Source organism: Streptomyces sp. NBC_00523 (genome assembly GCF_036346615.1).
Lineage (GTDB): Bacteria > Actinomycetota > Actinomycetes > Streptomycetales > Streptomycetaceae > Streptomyces.
Genome location: NZ_CP107836.1, coordinates 4,752,050 through 4,765,184 on the forward strand (window position 1 = coordinate 4,752,050; position 13,135 = coordinate 4,765,184).

Genomic DNA, 13,135 nt, shown 5'->3' on the forward strand with positions numbered 1-13,135 from the left:
GAGCGAGCGTAACGGCCGGGACCGACAACAGGGCCCGTCACGCCTTACGGGGCCACGCCCCGCCGCCCCCGCTGCACCAGGACCACCACCAGACCCACGGCCAGCCAGCAGGCGCCCACCACCTGCGCGCTCCCCGTCGCCTCCACGATCACCGCGATCAGCACCCCGGCCCCCACCACCGGCACCACCAGATGGCGCCACCAGCTCGGCTCGCCCTCCCTCCGCCGCACCACGAACCAGCCGACCACCGACGCGTGCAGCAGCACGAACGCCGTCAGCGCGCCGATGTCCACCACCGAGACCAGATGGTCGAGCCCGTCGTCGCGCCGCGCCGCCCACACCGCCGCCACCAGCGTCACGACGGCCGCGATCAGGATCGCCACCCGGGGCACCCCCGAGCGCGGATCGACCTTCGACAGCAGCCCCGGCAGCCGCCGCTCCCGGGCCATCGCGAACAGCAGCCGCCCCGCCGCCGCCTGCCCCGCCAGTGCCGCGAACGCCGCCCCGATCGCCTTGCTGACGGCCACCAGATCGTGCAGCCAGGTCCCCACCGCGGCGTCCACCGTGTCGTAGAACGCCGAGCCCTGCGCCCCCGGATCGGCGGTCAGCTCCGCCGAGGTCATCGGCTCCAGCAGGGCCGCCAGATACGCCTGCGCCACGAACAGCGTCCCCGCGAGCACCAGGCAGAACAGCACCGCCCGCGCCACCTGAGCCGAGCCGCCCGTCACCTCCTCCGCGAACGAGGCGATGGCGTCGAACCCGAGATACGAGAGCACCGCCACGGACACCGCGCCCAGCACCGCCGTCATGGAGAACCCGGAATCCCCGGTGAGCGGCGACAGCCAGCCGCGCTGCGCCCCGTCCCGTACGAGCACCACCACGGCGGACACCACGAACACCAGCAGCACCACGATCTCCATCGCCAGCACCGCGAAACCGACCCGGGCGGCGGCCCGCACGCCCCACAGGTTGAGCAACGTCGTCAGGACCACCGCGAGCGCAGTCCAGACCCACCGCGAGACCTCCGGGACCAGCGAGTTCATCGCGATCCCCGAGAAGAGGTACGCCACGGCCGGGATCAGCAGGTAGTCCAGCATCGCCATCCACCCGGCGATGAACCCCGGCCCCTCGCCGAGCCCCTTGCGGGCGTACGCGAACACCGACCCGGCCATCGGGGCGACCCGCACCATCTGCGCGTAGCTGAACGCGGTGAACGCCATCACGACGGTCGCGGCGACGTACACCAGCGCGACCGCACCGTCCGACTTCGCGTCCAGCGTCCCGAACACGCCGACGGGGGCCATCGGGGCGATGAAGAGCAGCCCGTAGACCACCAGGTCCCGGAAGCCGAGGGTCCGCCGCAGGCGCGCCTGCTCCGTGGAGCCGTCGCTGCCGGATTCCGTACCGCTGTCGGCCATGAGCCCTCCGTAGTCGGCGTCCCCACCAGTCTCCCGACCCGCCACTCCCCGCGCCCGTTCGGTACGGCCTTACGATGGGACGCATGACTGCTACGACCCCCCGACGCGTCCTCCTCGCCGCTCCCCGTGGCTACTGCGCGGGCGTGGACCGTGCCGTGATCGCCGTGGAGAAGGCCCTGGAGCAGTACGGCTCCCCGGTCTACGTGCGCCACGAGATCGTCCACAACAAGTACGTCGTACAGACCCTGGAGAAGAAGGGCGCGATCTTCGTCGAGGAGACGGCGGAGGTCCCCGAGGGCTCGATCGTCATGTTCTCCGCGCACGGCGTCGCCCCGACCGTGCACCAGGAGGCGGCCGAGCGGAAGCTCGCCACGATCGACGCGACCTGCCCGCTCGTCACCAAGGTCCACAAGGAGGCCGTCCGCTTCGCGCAGGACGACTTCGACATCCTCCTCATCGGCCACGAGGGCCACGAGGAGGTCATCGGCACCTCCGGCGAGGCCCCCGAGCACATCACCCTGGTCGACGGCCCCGAGGACGTCGAGAACGTCGAGGTGCGCGACCCGTCGAAGGTCGTCTGGCTCTCCCAGACCACCCTCTCCGTGGACGAGACGATGGAGACGGTCGGCGCGCTCAAGGAGAAGTTCCCGCTGCTGATCTCGCCGCCCAGCGACGACATCTGCTATGCCACGCAGAACCGCCAGATCGCCGTGAAGCAGATGGGCGCCGACGCGGACCTGGTGATCGTCGTCGGCTCGAAGAACTCCTCCAACTCGGTCCGCCTGGTCGAGGTCGCCCTCGGCGCGGGCGCGGGTGCATCGCACCTGGTCGACGGTGCCGACGAGATCGACGAGGCGTGGCTGGACGGCGTCTCCACGGTCGGCGTCACCTCCGGCGCCTCCGTGCCCGAGGTGCTGGTCGACGGCGTGCTGGCGTGGCTGGCCGAGCGGGGTTTCGAGGACGTCGAGATCGTGAAGGCCGCCGAGGAGTCGATCGTCTTCTCGCTGCCGAAGGAGCTGCGCCGCGACCTGCGCGCGGAGGCGGCGGCCCTGAAGGGCGAGTAGCCACGATCTTCGGGAGCCGTTCCGGGAGTGGGCGCGCGCCGGTGCCCGTACCGTGGATCACATGGAGATCTTCGGCGTGGACATCGGCGGATCCGGGATCAAGGGCGCTCCCGTGGACCTGGACCGCGGAGACCTGGCGCAGGAGCGCCACAAAGTACTGACACCGCACCCGGCGACGCCCAAGGACGTCGCCGGGTGCGTGGCGGAGGTCGTCGGCCACTTCGACTGGAAGGGCCCGGTGGGGGTCACCTTCCCGGGCGTCGTCACGGACGGCCTCACCCGCACCGCGGCCAACGTCGACAAGGGCTGGATCGACCAGGACGCCCGTCACCTGCTCGGCGAGAAGCTGGGCCTCCCGGTCACCGTGCTCAACGACGCGGACGCGGCGGGCATCGCCGAGATGACGTTCGGCGCGGGCCGGGGCCGCAAGGGCACCGTGATCATGCTGACCTTCGGTACGGGGATCGGCAGCGCGCTCTTCATCGACGGCAAACTCGTCCCCAACACGGAGCTCGGCCACCTGGAGCTCAACGGCCACGACGCGGAGAAGCACGCCTCCACGAAGGCCAAGGAGGACGAGGACCTGGGCTGGCACCACTGGGCCCGCCGGGTCCAGAAGTACCTGGCCCACGTGGAGATGCTGTTCTCGCCCGAACTGTTCATCATCGGCGGCGGGATCAGCCGCAAGGCCGACAAGTTCCTGCCGCTGATCGAGCACGTACGGGCGGAGATGGTCCCGGCGGAGCTCCAGAACAACGCGGGGATCGTGGGCGCGGCGATGGCCGCGAAGGCGGCCGCCTCGGACTGAGGGCCCGGTGCGGGGAGGGCGGGCTCAGCGCTGCGAGGGGCGGCGGGGTGCCCGCCCCGCCGCGCGGCCCGCGGGTGCCGGCGAGGCGGTGGCGGCGGCCGGCCGGGCGGTGTGCGCGGCCTGCATCAGCCGCCGCTGCCGGGCCCGCATCAGCCGCACCTTGCGTACGGAAGTGATGAGGCCCGCGACGAGGGTGCCGCCGTACAGCCAGCCGGCGTGCACGGCGAGCGCGGTGACGACGGCCATGGTCCGGCCGCCGAGCCCCCCGCCGCCGCCGGCGATCGGGGCGATCCCGAGCGCGAAGGCGATGGGCACGCTGATGGGCGCGGTCACCAGGTCCGCCGGCCGCACCCAGAGCGCGGTGAGTGCGCTGACCGGCAGGAACAGCACGCCGAACACGACCGGCGACTCGTCGAACAGCAGCCAGTCCAGGCACCCGATCAGGAACATCGCGGCGGCCGCGAAGAGCCCGGCGCCGATCCCGGTGAGCCGGGGATTGGGCAGCCTGCGCAGAACGCCCACGGCGGGCGGGACCGGCCGCCCGGCGGGCGCGCTCATCACCCGGTGACCGAGGGCCCCCGTGCCGTCGGCCTTCCTGGCCCCCTTGGCCGCCCCGAGCGGGGACAACGGGGCCTGCCTGCGCTGCGGGGGACGTGTCCTGTGCTGCTCCACCGGGACAACGTAGGTCGCAGGGAGGCCGGAATCAGGTGCGGGACACGCGCTTTGGCCGACCTTGGCGATGAGTTCGATGCCACACGGCGCAACGGGAACCGGATCGGGGGCGCCGCTCAGGGTCTGTCGTTCGGGTCAGCCCGCGAGCCCGGCATGACCCAAACGACAGGCCCTAAACTCGCTCGTATGGTCCGGTCGTCCCGTGGTGAGGTGAGCCCGGGGCTGTGGCGCCGCGAGGCGGGCACGGTCGTACGCCGGGCCGGGGCGCTCCCCGAGCGGGCGGCGGACTCCGGCGCCGTCGTCGCCGAGTTCCGGATCGTCCCCGCCCCCACGGAGTGGGCCCAGCACGCGCACCGGCTGCACGAACTCGTCTGGGTGCGCGGCGGGACGCTGACGTCCCGGGTGGGCGACCGGGTCTTCACCGTGTTCGAGGGGCACGGGCTCTGGATGCCCGCCGGGGTGGTGCACGCGGGCCGGGCGACGGAGGGCGCGCGCTTCCACAGCGCCTTCTTCGCCCCCGACCGCACGCCCTTCGCCTTCGGGGAGCCGAAGGCGATCGCGATGACCCCGCTGCTCGTATCGCTGCTGACCCACCTGTCGCGCACGGACCTCGCCGAGGACGCCCGGCTGCGGGCGGAGGCCGTCGTCTTCGACGTGATCGAGCCCTCCGAGCACGAGCTGGCGCTACGGCTGCCCGGCGACCCCCGGATCGACGCGATCGCCGAAGCGCTGCTGGACGACCCCGCCGACGGCCGCTCGCTGGAGGAGTGGGCGCGGCAGCTGGGGACCAGCGACCGCACGATCACCCGCGCGTTCCGGCAGTCGACCGGGCTCTCCTTCGCGCAGTGGCGGCAGATGCTGCGGGTGCACCGGGCGCTGATGCTCCTGTCCGACGGCTTCGATGTGATGTCCGTCTCCGAACACCTCGGCTACGCGCAGCCCAGCTCCTTCATCGCCGCGTTCCGGCGCGTCATGGGCACCACGCCCGGCGCCTTCTCCGGGGCGTTCACGGCCTCCGGGGATGTCCGGAATCCCGTATCGGGTGGCGAGAACGCCGGATTGTCTGCATGACAAGCGGAATATAGTCTTCTTCGAGTTAGGTAACCCTTAGTTGTTGCTCGCCGTGCGCGGCTCTGCCCGCGTACGCCCGTATGCGGTGCCGCCCGCGTACGGGAGAGCGTGCGGCCCGGCCCGTGAAGGCCGGGCGGGGGGTGCCCCACACCGCGCCCCTCCGACCACCCGGACCTCCTCATGTTCACAAGCCCCTTCCGTCGTGCCGGAAGACTCCCGGACGGCCCCGCCGCACCGGCGTCCGCGCTCCACGGGCGCGACCTGGTGCTGCGCTACGGCGGCGAGCCGGTCGTCCACGGCGTCTCGGTCACCCTGGAGCCCGGCCGCGTGACCGCCCTCGTGGGGCCGAACGGCAGCGGCAAGTCCACGCTGCTGCGCGCGCTCTCCCGGCTGCACCCGGTGGACGGCGGCAAGGTCACCCTCGGCGCCCCCGGCGGGGCGGCCGAGCGCGACGCGGCCCTGCTCAGCCCGCGCGGCTTCGCCCGCGAGGTCACCCTGTTCTCCCAGTCGCGGCCCGCACCCCAGGGGCTGACGGTCGCGGAGGTCGTCGCGTTCGGGCGCCACCCCTACCGGCGCGGCTTCGCCGGACCCACCCCCGAGGACGGCGCCGCCGTCGACCGCGCCATGGGCGTCACCGGCGTCCGGGAGATGGCGGACCGGCAGGTCGGGGAGCTCTCCGGCGGCGAGATGCAGCGCGTCTGGCTCGCGGCCTGCCTCGCCCAGGACACCGGCGTCGTGCTGCTGGACGAACCGACCAACCACCTGGACCTGCGCTACCAGTTCGAGACGCTCGACCTGGTCCGGGACCTCGTGGAACGGCACGGCCTCGCCGTCGGCATCGTGCTCCACGACCTCGACCAGGCGTCCCGGATCGCCGACACGCTGGTCCTCATGCACGCCGGCCGCATCCACGCGGCGGGCGCCCCCGCCGACGTGCTCACCTCCGAGAACATCGGCCTGGTCTACGACATCCGCGTCGACGTCGCCCTCGACCCGCGTACGGGCCGGCTGCGCATCGACCCCCTCGGGCGCCACCTCACCTGACGAGGCCGCCCCCCTTCCTGAGCAGCCGTGCCGCGCTCCGACGCACCCTTCGAAAATTTGAGAAAGAGGACCCTCCATGAACCGCGCCAGCCGCCTGACGGCCGCAGCCACGACCGGGCTCGCCCTGTTCGCCCTCGCCGCCTGCGGCACGACCGACGCCGACGACGTCACGTCCAAGAGCACCGCCAAGGCCGCCCCCGCGTCCAAGAGCTGCGCCGACGACACCACGGCCACGTCGACGAAGCCGGTCTCCCTCACGGACGGCGTCGGCCGCCAGGTGAAGCTCGACAAGCCCGCCAAGCGCATCGCGGTCCTGGAGTGGCAGCAGGTCGAGGACGCGCTGACGCTGTGCGTCACGCCCGCCGCCGTCTCCGACGCGAAGGGCTACAGCACCTGGGTCAGCGCGGAGAAGCTGCCTGGCGGGGTGACCGACATCGGCACTCGCGAGGAGCCCGACCTCGACACCCTGTACGCGGCCAAGCCCGATCTCATCGTCGTGGAGGCGTTCGACGCCAAGGACGAGATGATCAAGAAGCTGGAGAAGCGGGGTGTGCCCGTGCTCGCCACGCGCGGCGCCAACCCGAAGGACCCGATCGGCAACATGCGCCAGGTCTTCAGCATGATCGGCGAGGCCACCGGGCGCACCGAGCGCGCCGACCAGGTGCTCAAGGAGTTCGACGCCCACCTCGCGAAGGCCAAGCAGCAGGTCACCGACGCCGACCTGCCGACGAAGGACTTCGTGTTCTTCGACGGCTGGCTGGAGGGCAACAACCTCACCGTCCGCCCCTACAGCGACGGCGCCCTCTTCACCGAGCTGGGCAAGGAGCTCGGCCTGAAGCCCGCGTGGACCAGCAGCGTCAACAAGGAGCACGGCGACGGAGGCGTCGACCCCGCCTACGGCCTCGCGCAGACCGACGTCGAGGGCCTCGTCGCGGTGGGCGACGCCAACCTCTTCTACGCCAACGACGAGGGCGCCGGCGGCTACGTCGCCGCGCTCCGGAAGAACCCGATCTGGAAGAAGCTCCCGGCCGTCAAGGAAGGCCGCGCCCACGCCTTCCCGGCCCGGGTCTGGGGCGCCGGCGGCCCCCGCTCCAACGAGCAGGCGATCGACGCCTACGTCGACGTACTCGACAAGAAGTGAGCGCCGTACGCACCGCGCCACCCGCCGAGGGAGCGCCGCCGCGTCCACTCAAGGAACGCGGCGGCGCTCCCGCCGGGGCGGCCGTTCTGGCGGTCCTCCTCGCCGCGACCGTCCTCGTCGGCCTGTGGCACCTGACCCAGGGCACCTCGGGCGTCGGCGTCGGCGACCTGGTGCGCCACCTCGCCGGACAGAAGGACAGCGCCGACGGCGCCCCGGTCGGTGAGATCCTCACCGGCTCCCGGCTGCCGCGCCTCTTCGCGGGCGTCGCGGTCGGCTTCGCCCTGGGCTGCGCCGGCACCCTGCTCCAGTCCGTCACGCACAACGCGCTGGCCTCGCCCGACACCCTCGCGGTCTCGGCCGGGTCCTACTTCGCCGTCTCGCTGGTCGCCGCCTTCGGCCTCTCCGTACCGCTGTGGGCCTCGGGCGTCGTCGCCTTCGCCGGCGGCCTGGTCGCGGCGGCGCTCGTGCTGCTCCTCGCGGGCCGGGCGGCGGGCACCTCGGGCACCCGCCTCATCCTCGCCGGATCGGCGCTGGCGATGGCCCTGGACTCCGCGACCGGGATGCTCCTCATCCTGTTCAAGCAGAACACCACCGGCCTCTACGCCTGGGGCAGCGGCTCGCTCTCGCAGCTCGACATCGACGCGTCGCTGCGCGCCATCCCCCTCGTCGTCCTGGTGCTCTGCGCCGCCCTCGCCCTCTCCCGGCGCCTCGACGTGATGAACCTCGGCGACGACACCGCGGCCACCCTCGGCGTCCCGATCCGGAGCACCCGGGTGTACGCCGTGGTCTGCGCGGTCCTCCTCACCAGCACCGCGGTCACCCTCGCGGGCCCGATGGCGTTCGTCGGCCTCGGCGCCCCCGTCCTGGCCCGCCTGATCGCCGGACGGGCCCGCGCACTGCGCCGCCACCTGCTCCTGATCCCCGCGGCCGGCCTGCTCGGCGCGCTGCTCATCCTGCTCGCGGACGCCGTCCTGCGCGCGGTGCAGGGGGCGGACGGAGCGGCCTCCATCCCCACCGGGGTGCCGACCGCGCTGCTCGGCTCCGTCGTGATCGTGGTCCTCGCACTGCGGCTGCGCGACACGGGCCGCATCCAGCAGCCGCCACGGGCCCGGGTCGCCGCCCGGTCCCGGCGCGCGTACCTCCTCGTGGTGACCGGCGCGGCGGTCCTGCTGGCCGTGGCCGCCCTCGTCGGCACCCTGGCGGGGAGCCTCTGGCTGAAGACCGGGGACATCGCCCTCTGGGTCCAGGGCACCGCCCCCGACCTGATCGGGGCCGCCCTGGACGACAGGGTGCCCCGGGTCACCGCCGCGATCCTCGCCGGCATGGCGCTCGGACTCGCCGGATGCGTGGTGCAGGGCACCGTACGCAACCCGCTCGCTGAGCCCGGAATCCTCGGCATCACGGCGGGCGCCGGTCTCGGCGCCGCGGGCGTCGTCACCTCGGGGCTCGGCGGCGGACGGACGGTGCTCGTCGCAGTCGCCGTCGCGGCCGGGCTCGCCACCTTCGCGGTGATCGCCCTGCTGGCCTGGCGCGGAGGCTTCCTGCCCGACCGGTTCGTCCTGATCGGCATCGGTGTGGGGTACGGCCTCAGCGCGGTGACCACGTTCCTGCTGCTGCGCGCCGACCCGTACAACACGCCCCGCATCTTCACCTGGCTCTCCGGCACGACCTACGGCCGTACGTTCTCCGACACCGTCCCGGTCGCGGTGGCCCTGGCCCTCGCCCTGCCCGTACTGCTGGCCGTGCGCGAACGGCTCGACCTGCTCGCCGTCGACGAGGACACCCCGCGCATCGTCGGCGTCAGGGTGGAGCGCACCCGCTTCGCGGCCCTGGCGATCGCCGCCGTGCTCGCCGCGCTCAGCGTGATCGCCATCGGCGTCGTCGGCTTCGTGGGGCTCGTCGCCCCGCACCTCGCCCGTTCCCTGGTGGGCGCCCGGCAGGCCCGGACGATCCCGGTCGCGATGCTGCTCGGCGGGGTGCTGGTGTGCGTGGCGGACGCGCTCGGGCGCACCGTCGCGGCCCCCTCCCAGGTACCGGCCGGGCTGATGATCGCGCTGGTGGGCGCGCCGTACTTCGTGTGGGTGCTGAAGCAGTCCCGTGCGTGAATTTCTCTGGAGCATTCGAATGACGTTCTCCCTGCAAGAAGGGCCCGTGCCCTACGAGCCCGGCACCGCGCCTGCCCCGCTCGTCCCCCCGGAGGTGGCGGAGCGCTGGGACGCGGTCGACCGCTCCGCGCACGCCCCGCACCTCGTCGGCGTGCGCGGTGACGGCGAGGAGTGGGCGGGTGCCGCGCTCGTGACCGCCCGCCCCGGTACGGCGTATCTGAAGATCGTGGATGCCGTGGGCGACGTACCGGCCGTCATCGAGGCCGTCGCCGCGCACGCGCGCGAGCGGGGGCTCGTCCAGCTGAAGTGGGAGGGCTGGACGGTCGCGCCTTCGGAGGCCGCCGACGCGGGCTTCGCCGCCCTGGAGCCGCCGCTCTCGCAGTCGCAGGGCGCGAACGGTCCGGCCACCGGTTACGTCCGCTGGCTCAACGACGACGCGGTGACCGCGCCTCCGTACTACGGGCAGACCACCCACTTCAGCTGCGGCGCCGTCACCGCACTCGTCGCGCAGGTGCACGCGGGCCTCCTGCCGCGCGAAGCGCTGGACCGCCGGGCGGAGCTGACGCTGTGGCGGGACGCGACCAACTTCATGGCCTGCGAGCCCGTCGGCCTGGGCGTCGCCCTGCGCCGCGCGCGGCCGTCGTACGGGGTGACGGTCCACCTCGACACGGACCGGCCGGTCATGCTCGACCACCTCGACCCGGGCGACCAGGAGTGGCGCGCGCTGCTCCAGCGGGTGTCCCGTACGGAGGCCGAGAGCGTCGGCGTTCCGGTCGACGCGGACCACCTCCCGCTGAGCGCGGTCCGGGACGCGGTCGGCCGGCGGGACCACGTGCTCCTGCTGCTCTCGCTCGCCGCGATGCAGGGGTTCGATGTGCCGCACTGGGTCCTCTGCCACGGCGTCGTGCCCGGTGCCGTGGTGATCGACGACCCGTGGGCCAACGGGGCGACCGGGGACACCTGGGTCGACGCCCACCTGCTGCCGGTGCCGGACGCGTCGCTGGACGCGATGTCGAGGATGGCGCCAGGGGGCTTCCGCGGGGCCGTGACCCTGCGCTCCGCCCCCGAGTAATCCGGTGCGCCGGGCGCGGGGCCGCCCGTACGCTGGGCCCCTTTCCGAACCCGAGGAGAAACGGCAGTGATGGAGATCCGTCCCACGACCGACGAGGACTTCGAGGTCTTCGTCGCCACCGTCCACACGGCCTTCGGGCAGTTCCCGGAGACCCCGGTCGCGGACGGCGGACGCTGGTGGTCGGCGCTGGAGATGGAGCGCGGCCTGCTCGCCGTGGCACCGGACGGAAAGCCCGTGGGCACCGCCGCCGCGTACTCCTTCGAGCTGACCCTGCCCGGCGGGAAGCCCGTCCCGGCCGCCGGTGTGACCGCCGTGGGCGTCGTGCCCTCGCACCGGCGGCGCGGCGTGCTCAGCGCGATGATGCGCCACCAGCTCGCCGAGGTGCGGGAGCGGGGCGAGTTCCTGTCGGTGCTGCTGGCCTCGGAGGCGCGGATCTACGGGCGCTTCGGGTACGGCCCCGCGACGTCGACGGCGCGGCTGACGGTGCCCCGGCACCGGGCGGAGCCCGCGGCGCGGCGGGGCGGCGCTGCCGAGGAGGGGACCGGTTCCGTGGAGGTCCTGCGGCGTGCCGACTGCGGGGAGATCCTCGAAGCGGTCTACGACCGGTACCGCCGCGCGCAGCCCGGCGCGCTGTCCCGGCCGCACCGCTGGTGGGACCTGGGCGCGGGCCAGCCGCCGGTCTCCCGGGCACCCCGCTACGTGGCCGTGCACCGGGACGCGGACGGCACCCCGGACGGATACGCCAGCTACTCGACGGAGTCCGGCACCCTGGCGGTGGACGAGACCATCGCCGTGGACGACGCGGCCTTCACCGCCCTCGCCCGGTACGCCCTCGGGCACGACCTGGTCTCCCAGGTCGTGTTCCGCCACGTCCCGCCGGAGCACCCGCTGCGCTGGCAGCTCGCGGACATCCGGGCCGGTGAGGTCGCCGGCCACACCGACTGGCTCTGGGTGCGCCTCCTCGACGTACCGCGTGCGCTGACGGCGCGCGGCTGGTTCACGGACGGGGAGCTGGTGCTGGACGTGGACGATCCGTTCCTGGGCGAGCACGGCCGCTACCTGCTGACCGTCCGCGACGGCCGGGCGGAGTGCGTGGCCACGGACCGGCGGCCGGACCTGTCGCTGGACGTACGGGACCTGGGCTCGGTCTACCTCGGCGGCACCCGCCCGAGCACGCTCGTACGGGCCGGGCACATCCGGGCGCACGACCCGGCCGCCGCAGCCCGCGCGGACGCGCTGTTCGCGAGCGACGTCTCCCCGCACTGCCTGCACTGGTTCTGACCGAGGAGCTCTCCTCGCCCCGGTCCCTGTACCGTGATACGCGCACGTGGACGATGGCACGCCTGGGCTGCCGTCGCGGCCGACCCCACCCTTCTTGATCCTGAGCGGACGTTTGTGGCATGAGTACTAGTATCGGAATCGTCGGACTGCCGAATGTCGGCAAGTCGACCCTGTTCAACGCCCTGACCAAGAACGACGTGCTGGCGGCCAACTACCCGTTCGCCACGATCGAGCCGAACGTCGGCGTGGTCGGCGTCCCGGACCACCGCCTGGACGCCCTGGCGAAGATCTTCGGCTCGCAGAAGATCCTCCCGGCGACGGTGGACTTCGTGGACATCGCGGGGATCGTACGGGGCGCGAGCGAGGGCGAGGGCCTGGGCAACAAGTTCCTCGCGAACATCCGCGAGTCGGACGCGATCTGCCAGGTCATCCGCGCGTTCAAGGACGAGAACGTCGTCCACGTCGACGGCAAGGTCTCGCCCAAGGACGACATCGAGACGATCAACACCGAGCTGATCCTCGCGGACCTCCAGTCGGTCGAGAAGGCGATCCCGCGCCTCCAGAAGGAGTCCCGCCTCCAGAAGGAGAAGGTCGCGGTGCTCGCGGCGGTCGAGGAGGCACAGAAGATCCTCGAAGCCGGCGACACCCTCTTCCACGCGGGCATCACCGCCTCCACGGAGAAGGGCCGCCTCCTCCACGAGCTCCACCTCCTCACCACCAAGCCCTTCATCTACGTGTTCAACGTGGACGAGGACGAGCTGGTGGACGAGGACTTCAAGAACGCACAGCGCGCCCTGGTCGCCCCCGCCGAGGCGATCTTCCTGAACGCCAAGATCGAGTCCGAGCTGATCGAGCTGGACGACGACGAGGCCCTGGAACTCCTCCAGTCCATGGGCCAGGAAGAACCCGGCCTCGCCACCCTCGGCCGCGTCGGCTTCGACACCCTGGGCCTCCAGACGTACCTCACGGCAGGCCCCAAGGAAACCCGCGCCTGGACCATCAAGAAGGGCGCCACGGCCCCCGAGGCGGCCGGTGTCATCCACACCGACTTCCAGAAGGGCTTCATCAAGGCCGAGATCATCTCCTTCGAGGATCTGACCGAAACCGGCTCAGTAGCCGAAGCCCGCGCAGCGGGCAAGGCCCGCATGGAGGGCAAGGAGTACGTGATGCAGGACGGCGACGTGGTGGAGTTCCGCTTCAATGTGTGACGGGTGAAATAACACCACGTCGCTGATCTGGCAAACGTGCTGGTCAGATGGGGTCCGACTCTTCGGGGTCGGGCCCTTTGTTTATTCCCGTGCTGAGATGGTGCTGGGATAGCTGATCCCTCGTCACCTGTCGTCGTCCCTGGTCATCCGTACCGTGTTGGGATGGGATGGGATGGGGGTGCCCGTGCTGGGATTTGTGTGAGCGGGGCGCTGGCCGAGCTGTGAAGGTAGTGCGGACGTGGCGCTTTTCC

Annotated in this window: 11 protein-coding genes; 9 read left to right on the plus strand and 2 right to left on the minus strand. The window is 72.5% G+C overall.

Annotation, left to right across the window (positions count from 1 at the left end; all coding sequences use genetic code 11):
- Positions 1-44: 44 nt before the first annotated feature.
- Positions 45-1,418, minus strand: coding sequence for an APC family permease (locus OHS17_RS21790; protein WP_330313526.1), 1,374 nt, complete (start codon positions 1,416-1,418; stop codon positions 45-47).
- A gap of 74 nt (positions 1,419-1,492) precedes the next feature.
- On the opposite strand from OHS17_RS21790, the gene OHS17_RS21795 reads away from it, so the two are divergent.
- Positions 1,493-2,482, plus strand: a complete 990-nt coding sequence (locus tag OHS17_RS21795) for a 4-hydroxy-3-methylbut-2-enyl diphosphate reductase (protein ID WP_198956985.1) — start codon at positions 1,493-1,495, stop codon at positions 2,480-2,482.
- Between the two features lie 61 nt (positions 2,483-2,543).
- Positions 2,544-3,290, plus strand: a complete 747-nt coding sequence (gene ppgK / locus OHS17_RS21800; RefSeq protein WP_164627007.1) for a polyphosphate--glucose phosphotransferase — start codon at positions 2,544-2,546, stop codon at positions 3,288-3,290.
- Positions 3,291-3,314: 24 nt separating this feature from the next.
- Here ppgK and OHS17_RS21805 read toward each other — a convergent pair whose 3' ends face one another.
- Positions 3,315-3,848, minus strand: a complete 534-nt coding sequence (locus OHS17_RS21805) for a DUF6542 domain-containing protein (RefSeq protein ID WP_330315320.1) — start codon at positions 3,846-3,848, stop codon at positions 3,315-3,317.
- A 300-nt stretch (positions 3,849-4,148) separates the two neighbouring features.
- Between OHS17_RS21805 and OHS17_RS21810 the strand changes: the two genes are divergently transcribed.
- The 7 genes from OHS17_RS21810 to ychF all read left to right on the plus strand — a co-directional run bounded on the left by OHS17_RS21810 (position 4,149) and on the right by ychF (position 12,884).
- On the plus strand, positions 4,149-5,033 hold the full coding sequence (locus OHS17_RS21810; RefSeq protein WP_330313527.1) for a helix-turn-helix domain-containing protein: 885 nt from the start codon (positions 4,149-4,151) through the stop codon (positions 5,031-5,033).
- 180 nt (positions 5,034-5,213) lie between these two features.
- Positions 5,214-6,077: an ABC transporter ATP-binding protein gene (locus OHS17_RS21815; RefSeq protein WP_330313528.1), complete on the plus strand. Its 864-nt coding sequence runs from the start codon at positions 5,214-5,216 to the stop codon at positions 6,075-6,077.
- Positions 6,078-6,153: 76 nt separating this feature from the next.
- Entirely contained in the window at positions 6,154-7,218 is a 1,065-nt protein-coding gene (locus OHS17_RS21820) for an iron-siderophore ABC transporter substrate-binding protein (RefSeq protein WP_330313529.1), read from the plus strand.
- Positions 7,215-9,323, plus strand: a complete 2,109-nt coding sequence (locus tag OHS17_RS21825; RefSeq protein WP_330313530.1) for an iron ABC transporter permease — start codon at positions 7,215-7,217, stop codon at positions 9,321-9,323. Before OHS17_RS21820 ends, OHS17_RS21825 begins: the two co-directional genes overlap by 4 nt.
- A 19-nt stretch (positions 9,324-9,342) precedes the next feature.
- A complete protein-coding gene (locus OHS17_RS21830) occupies positions 9,343-10,395 on the plus strand; it encodes a peptidase C39 family protein (RefSeq protein ID WP_330313531.1) in 1,053 nt (350 codons plus the stop codon).
- 69 nt (positions 10,396-10,464) lie between these two features.
- The gene (locus OHS17_RS21835; protein WP_330313532.1) at positions 10,465-11,676 is read left to right on the plus strand and encodes a GNAT family N-acetyltransferase; all 1,212 of its coding nucleotides are present in this window, start codon (positions 10,465-10,467) and stop codon (positions 11,674-11,676) included.
- Positions 11,677-11,795: 119 nt separating this feature from the next.
- Entirely contained in the window at positions 11,796-12,884 is a 1,089-nt protein-coding gene (ychF, locus tag OHS17_RS21840) for a redox-regulated ATPase YchF (RefSeq protein WP_164629473.1), read from the plus strand.
- Positions 12,885-13,135: the final 251 nt, after the last annotated feature.

Coding starts and splice junctions, on each gene's coding strand:
- OHS17_RS21790 (WP_330313526.1), bottom strand. CDS start 1,418: ATGGCCGACAGCGGTACGGAATCCGGCAGCGACGGCTCCACGGAGCAG.
- OHS17_RS21795 (WP_198956985.1), top strand. CDS start 1,493: ATGGGACGCATGACTGCTACGACCCCCCGACGCGTCCTCCTCGCCGCT.
- ppgK (WP_164627007.1), top strand. CDS start 2,544: ATGGAGATCTTCGGCGTGGACATCGGCGGATCCGGGATCAAGGGCGCT.
- OHS17_RS21805 (WP_330315320.1), bottom strand. CDS start 3,848: ATGAGCGCGCCCGCCGGGCGGCCGGTCCCGCCCGCCGTGGGCGTTCTG.
- OHS17_RS21810 (WP_330313527.1), top strand. CDS start 4,149: ATGGTCCGGTCGTCCCGTGGTGAGGTGAGCCCGGGGCTGTGGCGCCGC.
- OHS17_RS21815 (WP_330313528.1), top strand. CDS start 5,214: ATGTTCACAAGCCCCTTCCGTCGTGCCGGAAGACTCCCGGACGGCCCC.
- OHS17_RS21820 (WP_330313529.1), top strand. CDS start 6,154: ATGAACCGCGCCAGCCGCCTGACGGCCGCAGCCACGACCGGGCTCGCC.
- OHS17_RS21830 (WP_330313531.1), top strand. CDS start 9,343: ATGACGTTCTCCCTGCAAGAAGGGCCCGTGCCCTACGAGCCCGGCACC.
- OHS17_RS21835 (WP_330313532.1), top strand. CDS start 10,465: ATGGAGATCCGTCCCACGACCGACGAGGACTTCGAGGTCTTCGTCGCC.
- ychF (WP_164629473.1), top strand. CDS start 11,796: ATGAGTACTAGTATCGGAATCGTCGGACTGCCGAATGTCGGCAAGTCG.